Source organism: Pseudonocardia abyssalis (assembly GCF_019263705.2).
Taxonomy (GTDB): domain Bacteria; phylum Actinomycetota; class Actinomycetes; order Mycobacteriales; family Pseudonocardiaceae; genus Pseudonocardia; species Pseudonocardia abyssalis.
This window is the reverse complement of record NZ_JADQDK010000001.1, coordinates 1,256,006-1,273,363: the sequence shown is the minus strand read 5'-3', so window position 1 is coordinate 1,273,363 and position 17,358 is coordinate 1,256,006. Positions and strand designations below refer to the sequence as shown.

At 77.1% G+C, this 17,358-nt stretch carries 17 protein-coding genes; 6 read left to right on the top strand and 11 right to left on the bottom strand.

What is annotated here, in order from left to right:
* Nucleotides 1–6 precede the first annotated feature (6 nt).
* A complete protein-coding gene (locus I4I81_RS06095) occupies nt 7–1,347 on the top strand; it encodes a 2-oxo acid dehydrogenase subunit E2 (RefSeq protein WP_225924501.1) in 1,341 nt (446 codons plus the stop codon).
* On the top strand, nt 1,344–1,595 hold the full coding sequence (locus tag I4I81_RS06090) for an acyl carrier protein (RefSeq protein WP_218615874.1): 252 nt from the start codon (nt 1,344–1,346) through the stop codon (nt 1,593–1,595). Before I4I81_RS06095 ends, I4I81_RS06090 begins: the two co-directional genes overlap by 4 nt.
* Before the next feature lie 184 nt (nt 1,596–1,779).
* Here I4I81_RS06090 and I4I81_RS06085 read toward each other — a convergent pair whose 3' ends face one another.
* The 5 genes from I4I81_RS06085 to I4I81_RS06065 all read right to left on the bottom strand — a co-directional run bounded on the left by I4I81_RS06085 (nt 1,780) and on the right by I4I81_RS06065 (nt 4,600).
* Nucleotides 1,780–2,232, bottom strand: coding sequence for a CBS domain-containing protein (locus tag I4I81_RS06085; protein WP_218606296.1), 453 nt, complete (start codon nt 2,230–2,232; stop codon nt 1,780–1,782).
* Nucleotides 2,233–2,322: 90 nt separating this feature from the next.
* On the bottom strand, nt 2,323–2,757 hold the full coding sequence (locus I4I81_RS06080) for a thioredoxin family protein (protein ID WP_225924500.1): 435 nt from the start codon (nt 2,755–2,757) through the stop codon (nt 2,323–2,325).
* A complete protein-coding gene (locus I4I81_RS06075) occupies nt 2,754–3,188 on the bottom strand; it encodes a hypothetical protein (RefSeq protein ID WP_218606295.1) in 435 nt (144 codons plus the stop codon). Before I4I81_RS06075 ends, I4I81_RS06080 begins: the two co-directional genes overlap by 4 nt.
* A gap of 132 nt (nt 3,189–3,320) precedes the next feature.
* Nucleotides 3,321–4,160: a hypothetical protein gene (locus I4I81_RS06070; protein WP_218615873.1), complete on the bottom strand. Its 840-nt coding sequence runs from the start codon at nt 4,158–4,160 to the stop codon at nt 3,321–3,323.
* Nucleotides 4,157–4,600, bottom strand: coding sequence for a hypothetical protein (locus tag I4I81_RS06065; RefSeq protein ID WP_218615872.1), 444 nt, complete (start codon nt 4,598–4,600; stop codon nt 4,157–4,159). The genes I4I81_RS06070 and I4I81_RS06065 overlap by 4 nt, the downstream gene beginning before the upstream one ends.
* Before the next feature lie 6 nt (nt 4,601–4,606).
* Between I4I81_RS06065 and I4I81_RS06060 the strand changes: the two genes are divergently transcribed.
* The 3 genes from I4I81_RS06060 (at nt 4,607) to I4I81_RS06050 (ending at nt 8,707) form a co-directional block, all read left to right on the top strand.
* On the top strand, nt 4,607–4,837 hold the full coding sequence (locus tag I4I81_RS06060) for a hypothetical protein (protein ID WP_218615871.1): 231 nt from the start codon (nt 4,607–4,609) through the stop codon (nt 4,835–4,837).
* Nucleotides 4,838–5,140: 303 nt separating this feature from the next.
* Complete coding sequence (locus I4I81_RS06055; RefSeq protein ID WP_218605474.1) at nt 5,141–7,753, top strand: cation-translocating P-type ATPase; 2,613 nt, start codon at nt 5,141–5,143, stop codon at nt 7,751–7,753.
* A 234-nt stretch (nt 7,754–7,987) separates the two neighbouring features.
* Nucleotides 7,988–8,707 carry a LiaF transmembrane domain-containing protein gene (locus tag I4I81_RS06050; protein WP_218605473.1) on the top strand — a complete coding sequence of 240 codons (720 nt, stop codon included), beginning with the start codon at nt 7,988–7,990 and terminating at the stop codon, nt 8,705–8,707.
* 906 nt (nt 8,708–9,613) lie between these two features.
* On the opposite strand, the gene I4I81_RS06040 is transcribed toward I4I81_RS06050, so the two are convergent.
* The 4 genes from I4I81_RS06040 to I4I81_RS06025 form a co-directional block, all read right to left on the bottom strand.
* Entirely contained in the window at nt 9,614–10,195 is a 582-nt protein-coding gene (locus I4I81_RS06040) for an Rv1733c family protein (protein ID WP_218605472.1), read from the bottom strand.
* Nucleotides 10,196–10,363: 168 nt separating this feature from the next.
* On the bottom strand, nt 10,364–12,055 hold the full coding sequence (locus I4I81_RS06035; protein WP_218615870.1) for a sensor histidine kinase: 1,692 nt from the start codon (nt 12,053–12,055) through the stop codon (nt 10,364–10,366).
* A gap of 309 nt (nt 12,056–12,364) precedes the next feature.
* Nucleotides 12,365–12,826, bottom strand: coding sequence for a hypothetical protein (locus tag I4I81_RS06030; protein ID WP_218615869.1), 462 nt, complete (start codon nt 12,824–12,826; stop codon nt 12,365–12,367).
* Nucleotides 12,827–12,910: 84 nt separating this feature from the next.
* Nucleotides 12,911–13,291: a hypothetical protein gene (locus tag I4I81_RS06025; RefSeq protein ID WP_218605693.1), complete on the bottom strand. Its 381-nt coding sequence runs from the start codon at nt 13,289–13,291 to the stop codon at nt 12,911–12,913.
* A gap of 166 nt (nt 13,292–13,457) precedes the next feature.
* Here I4I81_RS06025 and I4I81_RS06020 point away from each other — a divergent pair, with 166 nt between their 5' ends.
* Nucleotides 13,458–15,863, top strand: coding sequence for a heavy metal translocating P-type ATPase (locus I4I81_RS06020; protein ID WP_225924499.1), 2,406 nt, complete (start codon nt 13,458–13,460; stop codon nt 15,861–15,863).
* Between the two features lie 85 nt (nt 15,864–15,948).
* Here the strand turns inward: I4I81_RS06020 and I4I81_RS06015 are convergent, their stop codons facing one another.
* Together I4I81_RS06015 and I4I81_RS06010 are read right to left on the bottom strand one after the other, a co-directional pair.
* Entirely contained in the window at nt 15,949–16,299 is a 351-nt protein-coding gene (locus I4I81_RS06015; protein WP_218605692.1) for a VOC family protein, read from the bottom strand.
* A 538-nt stretch (nt 16,300–16,837) separates the two neighbouring features.
* Nucleotides 16,838–17,311: an Hsp20/alpha crystallin family protein gene (locus I4I81_RS06010; RefSeq protein ID WP_218605691.1), complete on the bottom strand. Its 474-nt coding sequence runs from the start codon at nt 17,309–17,311 to the stop codon at nt 16,838–16,840.
* Nucleotides 17,312–17,358: the final 47 nt, after the last annotated feature.

Below are 17,358 nucleotides of genomic sequence, written 5' to 3'. Positions count from 1 at the left end.
TTCCGGATGCCCTCCCTCGGCGCCGACATGGCCGAGGGCACGGTCGTCGAATGGCTGATCGGCCCGGGCGACGAGGTGCGCCGCGGGGACGTCGTCGCGACCGTGGACACCGAGAAGGCGCTGATCGACGTCGAGTGCTTCGAGTCCGGCACCGTGGACCGGCTGCTCGTCGACGTGGGGACGAAGGTGCCGGTGGGCGCGCCGCTGGCCCTGATCGCCACCGCGGCGCCGGGCGGGCCGCCACCCGCCGGGCCGCGACCGTCCGGTGCCCCCGCGCCGGCCGAGCCGCCGCCACCCGCCGCGCCGCCCCAGCCCGCCGAGCCGCCGCCACCCACCGCGCCGCCGCAGCCCGCTGCACCGCCGGGCACCGGACCACCGCGGCCGCGGACGGCCCCGCACCCGGCGGGCCGGTCGCCGCTGACCCGCAGGCGGGCCGCCGCGGCGGGGCTGGACCTCGCGGCCCTGCCGGGCACCGGGCCGGACGGTGAGGTCACCCGCGCCGACGTGGACCAGGCCCTGCGCTCCGGCCCGCCGCACCGCCCCCGCATCTCCCCCTACGCCCGGCGCCTGGCCCGCGAACGCGGGCTCGACCCGACCGCGTTGGCGGCCGGCACGACCGGGCCGCTGCGGGCCCGGGACGTCGTCGCGGCACCCGCGGCACCGGTGGCTCCCGCGCCCCCGCCGCCCCGGCCGCGGTCGGTCACCGCCGCCCTGATGGCCCGCTCCAAGCGGGAGATCCCGCACTACTACCTGAGCACCGAGATCGAGCTCGGCGCCGCGCTGGAACGGCTGCGCCGGCACAACCTCGCGATCCCGGTCGCCGACCGGGTCCTCCCGGCGGCGCAGCTGCTGCACGCCGTCGTCCGGGCCGCGGGCGCGGTGCCCGAACTCAACGGGCACTGGATCGAGGACCGCTTCGTGCCCGGAGACGGCGTCCACCTGGGCGTCGCCGTCGCCCTGCGCGGCGGCGGACTGTCCGTGCCCGTGCTGCACCACGCGGACGCCCTGGACCTCGACGCACTCATGGCCGCCCTGCTGGGCGCGGCCGGGCGGGCGCGCAGCGGGCGCCTGCGCTCGTCCGAGGCGGACGGCGCCACCCTGACCGTCACCAACCTGGGCGAGCTCGGGGTCGACGCGGTCACCGGGGTGATCTTCCCGCCCCAGGTGGCGCTGGTCGGCTTCGGTGCGGTCCGGCCGCGGGCCTGGCCGGAGGGGGACGCGCTCGTCGTCCGGCCCGTCGTCACCGCGACCCTGTCCGGTGACCACCGCGCCACCGACGGCGCCACCGGCGCCCGACTGCTGCACGAGATCGACCGCCAGCTGCACCGACCGGAGGACACCGCATGACCACCCGCACCGCCGACGACGCCCGCGCGCTCGTCCTCGACGCCCTGCGCGCCGTCGCCCCGGGACCCGAGCTGGACGCGCTCGGCCCGCACGACGACCTGCGCGACACCCTCGGCCTGGACTCGCTGGACTTCCTCGCGGTCGTCCGCCGCGTCAGCGACGGGACCGGCATCCGCATCGACGAGGACGACTACGGGCGGCTGTCGGACCTCGACGGCTGGGTCGCCCTGCTGACCCGGCCGTCGTGACCGGCCGCACGCGGGCGGGCCGGGGAGGGGCGGTGCACCCGGAGACGGACGGCGGGGGCACGGCACCGCCCGGGTGACGGTCGGGGCGGGCCGCCCGGACCCCGGACCGGTCGACACGATCGCCCGGCGGCGGGCCGACCGGTCGCGGCGGCCCGCTCGGCCGTGGCGTGCCCGACCGGGTGGCTCAGCCGTCCTCCCGGGCGGGCTCGACCAGGTCCCGGCGCCGGTGCACCTCGGCCGAGGTCAGCTCGCGGCGGGCGACGCAGCGCAGGACGTCGCGGCGGCTGAGGATGCCGACGAGGTCGCCGTCCTCCACGACCGGGACCGAGCCGACGCCGCGATCGAGCATCGTGGCCACGACGTCGGCGAGGTCGTCATCGGGACGGGCCGTGGTCGGGTCCGGGGTCATGACCGCCGCCACGGCCGGTTCCGGCCCGGGCTGCACGGTCCAGCCGTCGGGGACGACCCGGCCGCGCACCAGGTCGGCCTCGGTGGCGATGCCCAGCAGCCGCCGGTGCGGGCCGACCACCGGTGCCGCGGTGAAGCCGTGGGCGATCAGCAGCGCCGCCGCGGCGTGCACCGGGGTGTCGGGCCGCAGGGTGATCACCGGGCTGGTCATGACGTCACGCGCCTTCATAGCGGCTCCTCCTCCGGAACGGCCCCCGCAGGGACGGGGACCCTCGTGTGCCCCGCCGCGGTCGGCGGTCGGGGTCGGACGGCCCGCTGCTCACCCGACGGTCGCGCGGACCCAGCCGAGCAGCCGCTCCGCGGGCAGCGCACCGACCTGCCGGGCGATCTCGACGCCGTCGCGCAGCACCAGCAGGGTCGGGATGCTGCGGGCGCCGAAGCGGGCGGCCACCCCGGGTGCCTCGTCGACGTTCACCTGGACGGCCTTGACGTGCCCCGCGAGCTCCCGCGCGACCCGCGCGACCGCCGGGGCCACCGCGCGGCAGGGACCGCACCACGGCGCCCACAGGTCGAGCAGGACCGGCAGGGGTGACCGGTCCACGACGTCGACCACGTCGGCGTCGCCCGCCGCGACCAGCCAGGGCAGCGGGGCGCGGCACGACCCGCAGTGCGGGGTCCCGCTTGCCACCGCGGGCACCCGGTTGCGGCGCCCGCAGGCCGGGCAGGCCACCGGGCCCGCGTCGACGGCGCTCATCGCCCGTCCGACGGGAGCACGGGCCGGTGCCGGCAGGTGGCCACGGCGAGCAGCACGACGGCCAGGCCGCAGGCCAGGATGATCGGCTGCTGCACGTTGTAACGCTGCATGATCGCCAGCTGCGCCCCGATCCAGGCGATCTGGGCCGCGCCTGCGGTGATCGACGCCGCGGCCGCCCACGGCGAGCGGAGCAGCTCGAGTACCGCGGCGGTCGCCATGGGGACGGCGACGACGAGCAGCAGCAGGATGCCGGGGACGAACCACGAGGTGAACGGCGTCCCCTCCAGCCACTCGTCGAGCATGCCGATGGTGTTGCCCCGGGCCAGGCCGACCCCGCCGTAGACCGCCCCGGCGGCGACGAACAGCTCGATGGCGACGACCGGCCAGTTCCGCCGGCGCGGGCGGGCGGGCGCCGTGGTGAGCGTGGACATCGGGTGCCTCTCTCTCCTGGTGCGGGTCGTGGCGTCCATCGTCGGTCGCCGGCCCGCAGGGCGACGAGGGTCGAAGGCCGCGGCCCCCCGGACCGGAGGTCCCGCGTCGCCGGGGGCACGTGCCCGGGTCGGTCAGGGGGCGGCGACGCGCGGGTCCGCCACCGGGTGCCCGACCGCGGTCGGGCCACGGCCCGCCGCGGGCCCCCACAGGAGCACCGCGGTGGCCCCGGCCGCCGGCACCAGCAGCCCGGCCCACACCGGGAGCTCACCGGGTGCGGCCACCGACCCGCTCAACACCGCTGCCGCCGAGTTCACCGCCAGGACCAGCAGGTACAGCGACGCCTGCACCCCGGCGAGCACGGCGACCCGCCGGCCCCACGGGTGCCGACGCCACAGCAGCACCCCGCCGCTCACGAGCAGCGGCACCATGACGGTCAGGTCCAGCGCCGCCACCAGCCGGAACGCGTCCGGCCCGGCCGGGACGGGCCGGTCCGCGACGACGTGACCGGCCCACAGCGCGAGCCAGACCAGCGCGAGCCCGGCCCCGATACCGGTCAGCAAGAGCCCCGCGACCCGGATCCCGGACGGTTCGTCCCCGGACCCGGTGTCCCCGGCCGGTGCCCCGATCAGGGCCGTCACCGACAGGACCACCAGCGCGGCGTACACCGGGAACATCGCGTTGAGCGTGGCGCCGAACAGGTAGAACGCGTAGTTGTACCCCGCGTAGCCGAGCAGACCGGCCTGCGCCAGCGCCGCCCGCCCGCTGCCGCGACGCACCCCCACCACGGTGACGACCAGCAGCGGGACCGCGACCAGCAGGGTGACCGCGTCGTTGCCCACCCACCCCGCCCGGATCCACCCGGCGTCGCGGTACAGGCCCGGCACCGCGAGGCCCGTGGCGGCCTGGGCCGCCATCAGCAGGGCGAGGACCGCCGGGAGCCGCCCCGTCGTGGCCCGGACGGCGCCGGTCACCGCGGCCCCACCCGGTCGGCGGAGCGGAGCCGCTGCAGCCGGCGCACGACCGCCGGGACGGCCGCCGTCCAGATCGGGACCAGCACCCAGATCCGGCCGGCGGTGACGTCGTAGTCGGCCAGCATCGTCGACAGCGGCAGGCCCTCGACGAGCCCGCCCCAGCCGAACTCGAAGGCCAGCGTCAGGCCGGTCCAGGTCAGCCCGACCGCCCACGCCTGCCGCGCGGTCGGGATCGGCCGCCGCCGGTGCAGCCACCAGACGTAGCCGGTGAGCGCGGCGAGCAGCACCGCGGTGGCGACCCGGCGGGCCGCCTCCTCGCCGATCGCCGGCTGGACGACCAGCGCACGCAGGGTGCCGTTGGCCAGCGCCAGCACGAGCATCCCCGTCCAGCCGGCGATCCAGGTCGTCCAGAGGCGTCGGGGGGCCCGGTCGGAGTCCATGGCGCCATGCTGCGGGGCGGTGCCGCCACGACGGCAGGGTCGGCCGGACCGGTCCGGCCGGGACCATCGTCGCCCGCGGGCCGCAACGGGACGTTCGCCCGCGCCGAGGAGCCCGGAGGGCGTCGTCCGCGCCCGGCACCCGCCGAGGAGGCCTCGATGACCCGCCGCACGATCCCGCCGCAGGACCGGCTGTGGCTCGAGCTCGACCGCCCGACGAACCTGCTGGTGATCACCTGACAGCCGGGCCGGGCGGTGTGGCAGGTGGTCGCCGTCGGCGCGGCGGCCGGGGTCGTCATGGCCGCGGTCGCCGCGGCGGTCACGGGCGCGGCGGTCACGGGCGCGGCGGTCACGGGCGCGGCGGTCACGGGCGTGGCGGTCCTCCGGCTCGTCGGGGCCCGCCCCGCGGCGGGGTGCGGCGGGCGGGGCCCTGCGACCCGCGAAGCCGTGCCGTCCGGCCGTGGGCCCACCGCGTCCGCATGTCCGACGATCGAGGCGACCGCGCGGCCACCCGGCCCGCGCCGCGACGATCACGGACGGCACATGCCCACCACCACGACCCCCGTACCGGCCGGGCTGAGCTCCGCCGTGGCCCGGCGCAGGTTGGAGCTCGACGGACCCAACAGCCTCCCCGCACCCAGGCCCCCCGCACCGCTGCTGCTGCTCCTGCTCCAGCTGACGCATTTCTTCGCGCTGATGCTGTGGGTCGCCGCCGGGCTCGCCGTGGTGGGCGGCATGCCGGCGCTGGGGGTCGCGATCGCGGTGGTGATCGTCGTCAACGGGGTCTTCGCGTTCGTGCAGGAGTACCGCGCCGACCGGGCGGGCCAGCGCCTGCAGGAGCTCCTCCCGCTGTACGCGACCGTCCTGCGCGACGGCCACCGCGTCGAGGTACCGGCCGCGGAGCTCGTCCGGGGCGATGTCGTGCTGCTCGCCGCGGGCGACCGGATCTGCGCCGATCTGGCGCTGCACCACGTCGACGGGCTCGCCGTCGACGAGTCGATGCTGTCCGGGGAGAGCGCCCCGGTCCGTCCCGCGGACGGCGCGACGGCGTATGCGGGCACGTTCGTCGTGCAGGGTGAGGCCGCGGCCGTGGTCTCCGCGACCGGGACCGGGACCCGCCTGGCCGGTATCGCGGCGATGACCCGCCAGGCGAGGCGCCCGCCGGGCCCGCTCGCGGTGCGGCTGAGCCAGGTCGTGCGGATCGTCGCCGTCATCGCCGTACTGGTCGGCGGCGTGTTCTTCGGCATCGCGCTGTGGCTGGGGATGGACCTCACGCAGGGCTTCCTGCTCGCCGTCGGTGTGACGGTCGCGCTCGTGCCGGAGGGCCTGCTGCCCACCGTGACGCTGTCGCTGGCCAGGGCCGCGCACACGATGGCGGGCCGGCACGCGCTGGTCCGCAGGTTGGAGTCGGTGGAGACGCTCGGCTCGACGACCGTGATCTGCACGGACAAGACCGGGACGCTGACGGCGGGCGAGATGTCGGCCGTGCGCGTCTGGACGCCCGGCGGGGCGGTGACGGTCCGGGGCTCGGGCTACGAGCCCGCCGGGGTGGTGGAGCCCGAGGACCCGGTCTCCGGCGCGGGACGCGCGACGGCGGAGCTCGCCATGGCCGCGGTCCGCTGCTCGACGGGGCGGATCGTGTCCCGGGACGGGCGCTGGGTGCCGCTGGGCGACCCCATGGAGGTCGCGCTGCACGTGCTGGCGCTGCGCTGCGGCCTCGACCCCGACGCGGACGGGTCGGACCGGCCCGAGCTGCGCCGGGTCGCGTTCGACCCGGTCCGCAGGCGCAGCCTCGTGGTGGTCGGGCCGCCGGGATCGGAGACCGTCCTGGTGACCGGGGCCCCTGACGCCGTCGTGCCGCTCGACCCGGCCGCGGCCGCCGCCGGCCCCGAGACCGACCGGATGGGGCGCCGGGGGCTGCGGGTGCTGGCCGTCGCCGCGGGCCCGCTGCCGCCCGGAGCCGCCGTCGACGCCGACCCGGCCGCGCTGGAGGGGCGGGTGCGACTGCTCGGCCTCGTGGGGCTGCAGGACCCGCCGCGCGAGGGCGTCACGGGCGCGGTGCGCGCCTGCCGGGACGCGCACATCGCCCTCATGATGATCACCGGCGACCACCCGCTGACCGCGCGGGCGATCGCCGAGCAGGTCGGGCTCGCCCTTCCCGGCAGCCCGGTGCTCGTCGCGGCCGAGCTCCCGCCGGACGAGGCCGGGCTGGCGGCGGCCGTCGACGTCGACGGCGCCGTGGTGGCCCGGGCCACCCCCGAGGACAAGCTGCGCATCGCCCGCGCCCTGCGCTCGCGCGGCCACATCGTGGCGATGACCGGGGACGGGGTGAACGACGGCCCCGCCCTGCGGGAGGCCGACATCGGCATCGCCATGGGGCGCAGCGGCACCGACGTCGCCCGGGAGGCCGCCGACCTCGTGCTGCTCGACGACCACTTCGCCACCATCGTCACCGCGGTCCGCTACGGCCGCGCGACGTTCACCAACATCCGCCGGTTCCTCACCTACCACCTCACCGACAACGTCGCCGAGCTCGCCCCGTTCCTGGTCTGGGGGCTCAGCGCGGGCGGTGTCCCGCTGGCACTGGGGGTCCTGCAGATCCTGGCCATCGACATCGGCACCGACCTGCTGCCCGCGCTCGCGCTGGGTGCCGAACCGCCGTCGGACACGGCGCTGCGGGGCCCCGCCCGCACCGGCCGGCTCCTGGACCGGCGCGTGCTCGGCCGGGCGTTCGGCGTCATCGGGCCGACGGAGGCCGCGGTGCAGCTGGCGGCGTTCGTCGCCGTGCTCGTGGCCGGGGGCTGGACCTGGGGCGCCGACGCCCCGGCGCCGCTGCTGGCCGCCGCCTCCGGCACCGCGTTCACGGTGGTCGTGCTCGGCCAGCTCGCGAACGCGTTCGCCTGCCGCAGCGAGCGCCGGGCGGTGGGACCGTGGTCGCTGCGGGGCAACCCGCTGCTGCTGGGCGCGGTGGCGGTGGAGCTGGCCCTGCTCGCGGTGTTCCTCCTGGTGCCCCCGGTACCCGGAGTCCTCGGCCACGCCGCGCCCCCGCCGCTGGGGTGGGCGCTGGCCGCGCTCGCGATCCCGGCCGTGTTCGCCGCCGACGCGGTCCAGAAGGCCGTGCAGCGCAGGGGACGGCCCCCCGGTGCGGAGCTCTGAGCCACCGGGACGCGCCCGGGAAGTCCGTCGGCGGCACCCCGATCCCCGTCGCCGCGCTCCGCGACCGGAGGCCGATCGTCCCACCGCTGTGCGGCCCGACGGCCCGCACATCCGGACCGGTGGCCCGTGCCCGTGCGCGCCCCGACGGAGGCGCAATGGCTGCAGCCGAGGACGTCGGCCGCGGCGCACACGGGCCGATCGCGCTCACGCCGCCGCGCAACGGGAGGAGGAGCCGTGCAACCGGTTCGGGTGTGGATGGGGATCGTGCTGATCGGGCTCGGGGTCGTCGGGCTGCTCGGGGCGGCCGGTGTGATCGACGCGGGCACGGTCACGGCCCGGTGGTGGCCGCTCGTGGTGATCGGCCTCGGGCTGGCGGCGATGGTCGCCCAGCGGAGCCCGTCGTTCGGCCCGCTCGTGGTGACCACCATCGGGGTCGCGCTGCTCGCCGACGTGCAGGACTGGCCGTTGCGCGACCTGCTCTGGCCCGCTCTGCTGATCGTCGTCGGGCTGCTGGTGCTCTCCGGGCCGGCCCGCAGGCGCTCGACCGGGAACGAGGCCGCCGCGCTGGCGGTCCTCGGCGGATCGACGGTCCGCAGCACCTCCGCGCACCTCGACCACGCCGAGGTCTCCGCGATGTTCGGCGGCGCCACGCTCGACCTGCGCGACGCGCACATCGACCGGGCCGCGCGGGTGGACGCGCTCGCGCTGTTCGGGGGCGTCGACGTGCTCGTGCCGCCGGGCTGGCGGATCGTGCTGCGCGGGCTGCCGGTCTTCGGCGGCTACGAGGACAAGACGCGGGGCCACGGGCCTCTTCCGGCCGACGCGCCCGTCCTCACCGTCAACGCGACGGCGGTGTTCGGGGGTGTGTCGGTGACCGACAAGCCGGCGCACGGCACGACCGCGCCGGCCCCGTCGTCCGAGTCCGCCGACCGGCCGGATGCCGTACGACCCTGAGCCGGGCCGCGTCGGTGCACGACGGTGGCTCAGTGCCACCGACCCCGACGCCGTGACCTCCTCCTGCTGCGGCGCCACGCTGCACCACGCGCGCGTCGCCCTCGCCGCGGCCGGGTTCGGTGCGGCCGTCGTCCGCTTCCCGGACCCGGCCGACCCCGACCACCTGGCCGTGCTCGAGCCCTACCCGGCGCTGCCCGGTGACGACGACACCGCGGCGGCGGCGATCGCGCACCGCACCACCGACCGGCGCCGGTTCCGCGACCGCCGGGTGCCCGACGCGCTGCTGGGCAGGCTGATGGACCGCGCGGCCGCCCAGGGCGCGAGGCTGCACCCGGTCCCGAACCGCACACCCGCAGGGCGCTGCTCACCGCGATCGCCGACGCCGCGCGGTCCCCCGACCGGCCGGGGCGACGGATCGAGTCGGCGCTGTGGGCCGGGCGGTCCGACGGCAGGGACGGCATCCCGGCCCGCAACCGCCTGCACACCCCGGCCAGCACGCCCGGGGCGCGCCGGTACGCCGAGGGGACCATCGAGCAGCCGTTCCCCGTCGAACCCGACGGGGCGCTGTTCGCCGTCCTCGGCACCACGGGGGACGACCCACCGTCGCGGCTGCGGGCCGGGGAGGCGCTCAGCGCGGTGGTGCTGCTCGCCACGCAGGTGGGGATGGCCGGCTGCCCGCTCAGCGAGCCGCTGGAGGTGCCGGAGACCCGGGCCGCGCTGCGCGACCGGGCACTGCGCGGGTGCCGGCTCCGTCGTGCCGGTCCATGCACCTCCGAGGACGCGGCCACAGGGGTCGGGGTGACGAGAGCCGGGGTGACAGGGGCCGGAACCACCGGCGGGTAACCGCCGTCCGATGCGGCGCGGCGCGGCGCCGAGGTCCGACCCGCCTGGCCGACGTCGGGACGGTCACCTCCGTTCACCGCTCCACTCGGGTCCGACCCGGGCCCACTCGCGCTCCCAGCGCGCCGCGTTGACCCGGCCGGTGACCAGCCGGACACCGGCCCAGCACGAGCCGAGCACGAGTCCCCCGATCAGCAGCAGACCTCCCGCCACGATCCCGCCGACAGCCATGGCGCCCGCCTCGTCGGCGGGCGGGGCCACGGTGCGACCGTCGCGGTCGACCCAGACGGTCACGGGGCTACCCGCCGGCGCGCCCGCCGCCGCCGACACCTGCCCGGTGCGGAGGGACCCGTCGGGGGCGGTCCAGCGGGCCTCGACCCGGACCCGGCCGGGAGCCGAGCCCTTCGCCCCTCTGACGACCGGGGCGTCGGTGAGCAGGACCGCCTCGGCGGTCGTGCGGGTCGCCCGCTCCTCGCGGACGCGCAGGGCCGCGTCCGCATGCGCTGCGAACCCGCTGAGGATCGCCGCCACCAGCACGAACGCCCCCGCCGAGGTCAGTATCCATGCGGCCAGGTCCTCCAGGACATCGGTGAACCGCCGACCCGCTCTGGCCGTCCGCCCGTCGGCGGGACGCTGTCGCCGCGTCATCCCGTCCTCCACACCGCACCCACCGTCGACCGTCGACCGTCGGACGATGATGGCCGCGACGGCCCGTCCGGCGGCAGCGGCGACCGTCCCGGCGGCGGGGGCCGTCCGGCCCGTCGCGCGGGTGACACCCGGCCGGCGGCGCCGACACCGCCGTGGGTCGTCCGGTCCTCAGACCCGGACGGTCCAGCACAGGCGGGTGCCGCTGGGCCGGCCGGGGGTCACCGTGAGGGTGCCGCCGTGGCGCTCCGCCCGGCGTCGCATGTTGGCCAGGCCGCTGCACCGCCCCGTGTCACCGACCCCGACACCGTCGTCACGGACCTCCAGACACAGGCGACCCGCCTCGGCCGTCACCTCGACCTCGCTGGAGCGGGCCCGGGCGTGCCGGGCGACGTTGCTCAACGCCTCGCGCAACACCGCCAGCAGGTCCTCCACCACCTCGTCGGGCAGCGTGTCCAGCAGCCCACCGAACCGCACCTCCGGATCACGGCCCAGCGCCGGCGCCACCTCCGCGACCACCCCCAGCAGCCGACCCCGCACCCCGTCCGACGCAGCGTCACCCGAGCGCTGGAGCTGGAAGATGGTGGTGCGGATCTGCCGGATCGTCGCGTCCAGGTCACCGATCGTCCCGGTGATGCGCTCGTTGTGCCGGCCGGGCCCGAGCGCGGCTGCGATGCTCTGCAATGACAACCCGGACGCGAACAGCCGCTGGATCACGTGGTCGTGCAGGTCCGCCGCGATCCGGTCCCGGTCGTCGAACACCGCCGCACGCTGCTGCTCAGCGCGTGCCTCGGCCAGCTCCACCGCCACCGATGCCTGGCTGGCGAACCCCGCCGCCATGTCGGAGTCCTCGGCGCTGAACTCGACCCTGCCCGACATCCGCGCCAGCGTCAGCACCCCGTGCGTCCGGCGCGACCCCCGCAGCGGCACCACGACCACCGGGCCGACGTCGAGGTCGTGGACGGTCAGCGCGTCCAGACCGGGGAGCTCCTGCGGCCCGGCCACCCGCAACGGCTCACCGGTGTCGAGCACCCGCCCGGCCAGCGACCCCTCCGCCGCCACCAACGTACCCCGCAGCGTCTCCGCGCCATCCCCGTCGGCGATCTCCACCCGCAGCCGGTCCCCGTCCGGAAGCGCCACGGTGGCCAGGTCGGCCCCCGCCACCTCCCTGCTGTTGCGCGCGATCAGCTGCAGCGGCTGCAGCGCGTCGACATCCGGGGACAGCAACCGTTGCGTCACCGCCGCGGTCGCCCGCAACCACTCCTGCCGGGCCCGGGCGGCCTCGAAGAGCCGCGCGTTGTCGATGGCCATCCCGGCGGTGGCCGCCAGTGCCGTGGCGAGCTGCTCGTCATCGGCGCTGAACCCGCCCCGGGTGCTCTCGGCCAGGTAGAGGTTGCCGAACACCTCCCCGCGCACCCGGATCGGCACACCCAGGAACGTGTCCATCGGTGGATGCCCGGCCGGGAACCCGGCCGAACGCGGGTCGTCGGCGATCCGGTCCAGCCGGATCGGACGCGGGTCATCGATCAACGCACCCAACAGCCCCTTCCCCTGCGGCAGGTGCCCGATCCGCTCGACCTCCCCGTCCGCCATCCCGACGTGCACGAACTCGGCCAACCCCCCGTCGGCCGCGATCACCCCCAGCGCCGCGTAGCGGGCCCCGACCAGGTCCCGTGCCGCCCCCGCGATCCGGCGCAGCACCACCGGCAGCGACAGGTCCTGGGTGATCAGCTGGGTGGCGCGCAGCAGACCGCGCAGGCGGCCCTGGGTGGCCATCACCTCCTGGGCGCGGGCCACCAGCTGCTCGAGCAGCTGATCCAGCTCCAGACGCGGCACGTCCAGCAGTCCCAGACCCGGCTCCACGCCCGGCGGATCCGCGACGGGCGCCGACGGCGCCGGCTCGGGGACCGGGTGGCGCGGGGCATCGAACGGCACAGGAACGCAACCTCACCTCGGGCTCGACGAGGGGCCCGCCCATCCACGCGAGCCGGATCGGACGCGCGCGGCCCCGGAGGCCCGCGGCTGTCACTCCAACCGTGCCGCCAGTCAACCACCCACCCGGCACCGGTGCATCGTCCGGACGGGCACACCTCACGTCGGCCGCACCGTGATCACCGGCTGCTCATCACGTCCTTCGCTCGCATCCGGTAGCTCCGCCGCGTCGGGCCCGGATCAGTCGGTCGGACCGGGCCGGGCGCCGGCCGGGCCGAGGACCGCGGCCGCCAGGCGCAGCGCCGACCGGAACGGCTCGTCGTCCAGGGACCCACCGGCGTCCACGGCTGCGACCACCTGCGGCGCCAGCGCGTCGAGAAGGTCGGCCAGCGGCCGGGCGATCCCCGACGCCACCCGCGCGGCACCGCACGACGCCGACCGGGGTGCGGGGACCTCGGGCCACCGGACCGCGTCGTCCACGAGTGCGGCGTCGGCCCGGCCGGGTCCGCGGTGCGGGTCGGGGTGCACGGGGAAGGCCGGGAGGTCCTTCGGGCTCGTCGGGCGCCCCGTCCGCTCCCCCGCCCCCGCCTCCGGGTCCGGGTCCGCCCACAGCCACGGACCGCGGGCGGCGCCGAGACCACCGCACCGGAGCAGGTCGGCCGCCCGGCGCAGTTGCCCGCCGACACGTCGTGGATCGGTCATCGGGTGTCACTCCTGCACCGGCGTCGGGACGGGGGAACGGTGGAGCCGTGGCCGCAGGCCGGTGACGGCCACGGCTCCTGTGTGTCAGACGTGCTGGCGCACGTGCCCGGCGGTCCTCGCGGGCGGCAGGGCGCGGGTGTGGATCAGGGTGCCGAGTGCCCACGTCACGACGATCGCGATCACGAACGCCGCCAGCAGGTACCCGTACCCGGTCCACGCCGCGGCGACACCGAGACCGAGCGCGGGCACGCCCGTGCCCAGTGCCGTCCGGATCAGCGCGCCCGGGTCGAACGCCGCGCGCCCGGCGAGCAGAGCCGCGACCAGACCGAACGCGATACCGGTGGCAGCCATGCCGCGCGGGTCCTGGACGAAGGGCATCTCGCCCCGCACCAGGTAGCCGACGTACGGGACCACGATCGCCGCGACCAGAACCGCGGCCACCGCGTCCTTCCAGGTGAACCTCATCTCCAGCTCCTCTGACGCGGTCGATGCTGCTCCCCCGCGCGGCTCGGCGGCAGGACCGGAAGCCACCGGTCGCCCGGTCCGTTCGTCCCGTCCCCGGCCACCCGACCGGGGTCCGGCGACCCTGGCCGGGGGCGCCGCACGCCGGGGAGGCTGGTCCGGCGACGTGATGTCCGGGTCGCGACCGGTCGGGACGGTGATGGAGGCGGCGATGCGGTTCGGCGGCGGAAGGACCCTGGTGGAGGGCGGCCTGTTGCTCGCCACGTTCGGCGGGCTGCTCGCCGGCCTGGTCGCGACGGCCGCCGGCCGCCCGGCCGTCGCCGCCGCGTGCTGGGCCGCCGGGACCGTCGTGGCGCTCGTCCCGAGCGTGGGGTGGGTCGTGGTGGCGCTGCGCCGGGGCCGCGCCGGGGTCGACCTGCTCGCGGTGCTGTCGCTGGTGGGCACCCTCGTCGTCGGCGAGTACCTGGCCGGGGCGCTGATCGCGGTCATGGTCGCGACCGGCCGGACCCTGGAGGGCGCGGCCGAGCGCCGGGCGTCGAAGGACCTGCGCGCGTTGCTCGAGCACGCCCCGCGCTCGGCGCGCCGGCGGGTCGGGGACGTGCTGGAGACCGTCGCGCTGGACGCGGTCCGCCCCGGGGACCTGCTGGTCGTCGGGCCCGGCGAGGTGGTGCCCGTCGACGGGCGGGTCGCCGACGTCGCGGCCGCGCTGGACGAGTCGGTCCTCACCGGGGAGTCGCGGCTCGTCGAGCGCGCCGTCGGGGAGGCGGTCCGCAGCGGGGTGGTCAACGCCGGCGCGGCCTTCGGGCTCCGCGCCGAGGCCACCGCGGACGACAGCACCTACGCCGGGATCGTCCGGCTCGCGCAGGAGGCGGGAGCCGACACCGCGCCGGTGGTCCGCCTCGCCGACCGCTACGCGGCCTGGTTCCTGCCCCTGTCACTGGCCGTCGCGGGAGCGGCGTGGCTGGTCAGCGGGTCGGCGGTGCGGGCGGTCGCCGTGCTGGTGGTCGCGACGCCCTGCCCGCTGCTGCTCGCCGCCCCGGTCGCGATCGTGTCCGGGCTGTCCCGGGCGTCGCGCCGTGGCGTGGTGGTCCGCAGCGGCGGGGCGCTGGAGAACCTGGGCCGCGCCCGCACCCTGATGCTGGACAAGACCGGGACGCTGACGGCCGGGCGACCCGTCGTGGTGGAGGTCGCCGCGGCGCCCGCGTGGCGTCCGGACGACGTGCTCGCCGTCGCCGCGTCGGCCGACCAGCTCTCCCCGCACGTGCTGGCCAGGGCCGTCCTGGCCGCGGCCCGCCGCCGGGGCCTGCCGCTGTCGATGCCCGTGGACGTGACCGAGCGGCCCGGCCGGGGGGTCTCCGCACACGTGGACGGGCGGGCCGTCGAGGTCGGGAAGCGCCCGGGCCCGGCACCGGAGGAGGGCTGGGCCCGCACCGCGCTCGGCCGCGCCGTGCTCGACGGGACCGCCGTCTCCTGGGTCACCGTCGACGGGCAGGTCGTCGGCGCGGTGCTGCTGCGCGACCCGCTGCGCCGCGACGCCCCGCGCACCCTGCGCCGGCTGCGTGCAGCCGGGTTCCGCCGGCTCGTGCTGCTCACCGGCGACCGCGCCGAACCGGCCCGCGAGATCGGCACCGTGCTGGGGCTCGACGAGGTCCGGGCCGGGCAGTCCCCCGCCGACAAGGTCGCGGCGGTCCGCGCCGAGCGCGAGCGGGACGTCACCGTCATGGTCGGGGACGGCGTCAACGACGCCCCCGCACTCGCCGCGGCCACCGTGGGGGTGGCGATGGGCGCCCGCGGCGCGTCCGCGTCGTCCGAGGCGGCCGACGTCGTGCTCACCGTCGACCGGCTCGACCACCTCGCCGACGCCATGGAGATCGCCCGGCGGGCGCGGCGGATCGCGGTGCAGAGCGCCGCGGTCGGGATGGGGCTCTCGCTCGTGGCGATGGCGTTCGCCGCGGCCGGGCTGCTGCCGCCGGCCGCGGGAGCGCTGCTGCAGGAGGGCATCGACGTCGCGGTGATCCTCAACGCGCTGCGTGCACTCCGTCCCGGACGCGACGAGACCCCGCCGCTGACCCCGCGCACCGAGGAGCTGCTGCACCGCTTCTCCGCCGAGCACGACACGCTGTCCGCCGTGCTACCCCTGCTGCGCGACGCGGCTAGCCGGCTGGCCATCGGCCCATCCGGGGACGCGCTCGACGCCGTGCGGCGGGCGCACACCGCGCTGGTCGAGGACATCCTGCCGCACGAGCGCGCTGAGGAGACCGAGCTGTACCCCGCACTCGCCGCGCCGCTCGGCGGCCCCGAGGCGACCGCCACGATGAGCCGCACCCACGCCGAGATCGAGCGGCTCACCGCCCGGCTCGGGGTGCACCTCGCACTGGCCGGCGACGCCCCGCTGCCCGAGGACCGGGTCGAGGACGTCCTGGCGACCCTGTACGGCCTCGACACCATCCTCCGGCTGCACTTCGCCCAGGAGGAGGAGAGCTACTTCACGCTGGCCGCGCCGGGCACGTCCCGCTCGACCCGGACGGGCGACGCGGACCTCCGTCGACCGGCGCACCGGAGGTACCGGCCGTGACCAGCCGGTGGGCCCACCGGCACCGCGGATCCCGCGTCCGGGGCGGCCGGTGGCCTGCCGCGGGCGGTGCATCGCCGGCGCCGCCTCACGACTGCGCGAACACACCGACCGGGTTGCCGTCGGGATCGGCGAACATCCCCATCTCGCCCACGCCCTCGACGAGGACCGGGCCCATGAGCCGCCGGCCGCCCAGCTCCTCGGCGCGGGCGAGCGACTTCTCCACGTCGGCCACGCCGACGTAGAAGGTGGCCCACGGCGGCACCTCGGGCGGCGTCTGCATGATCCCCCCGGCGATACCGACGTCGGAGCCCGTGGCGACCAGCCCGTAGCCGCGGTCATCGGTGCGCACCGACCACCCGAACAGGCCGCCGTAGAACGCGCGGGAACGCTCGGCGTCGCTGCCGCCGATCTCGAAGTGCACGACCGGGTCACCCACGACGGACCTCCTGTGGGGTTCGCGGCGGGCCGGTCGCCCACCGCCCGACACGAGCATGCCGCCGCCGCCGCCCGGTGCGGGAGGGGCCGGTGGGCCCCGTCCGGTCGTCCGGAGTATCCGGGCCCCGGGTGCGTGTGGGCGGGACCGGACCGGGGCTCCGCACCCGCGGCCTGGTCACCTTCGGCCGTGGGTGCGGGCGGGGACCGGTGCCACGACGGGCACCACGGCCTGGTCACCCCGGCCCGCTGACGACCGCCGGCCGGTCGCCATCACGACGCCGACGGCCTGGTCGGCGGACCGGTAAGCCCGGTCGCGGTCGGCCGGGAACCCGCCGCGGGTGCGTAGAGGTTCACGGCGCCGACCGCGCTGCCGTCGACGATCATCGGCACCGACAGCGACACGCCGACCCGGTGCTGCACCGCCCGCCGGGCGGTGGCCGGCCATCCACGCTTCCCATCCGGCCCGGCCTCCACAGTCGCGTCCGACCTGCGGATGTCGCAGGTCGTGCGCCGCGCTGTCGGACACCGGGCCGGGACCGTCAGGACTTGATGTCGATCTTCTTGGGCTCAGCCTTCGCCTGCGGCTCCGCGAACGGGACCCGGACCTCCAGGATCCCGTCCCGGTAGGTGGCCGAGATGTCGGACTCCTGCACACCCTCGGGCAGGGGCAGCGTGCGGGTGAGGCTGCCGTAGCGCATCTCGTGCCGGGTGTAGCCCTTGTCCTCGGTCTTCTCGTCGGTCCGGCGCTCGGCCCGGATCCGCAGGATCCCGTCCGCCACGGTCAGCTCCACGTCCTTCGCCGGGTCGATCCCGGGCAGCTCGGCCCGGATGACCTCCGTGGAACCGTCGCAGAACTCGTCCACGCGGATCAGCTCCTCGCCCGGCCAGTCCCACCCGAGCCCGAACGGCCGGCGCATGGGCAGCGACCGCATCCACTCCTCGAAGACCCCGTCCATCATGGAGAAGCGGCGGGCCAGGTCAGCGCCGCGCTCGCGGCGGGTCAGCGTGCTCATTCGAATCCTCCTCGTACCGGTGTCACGGACATCCCCAGACTCCCCCC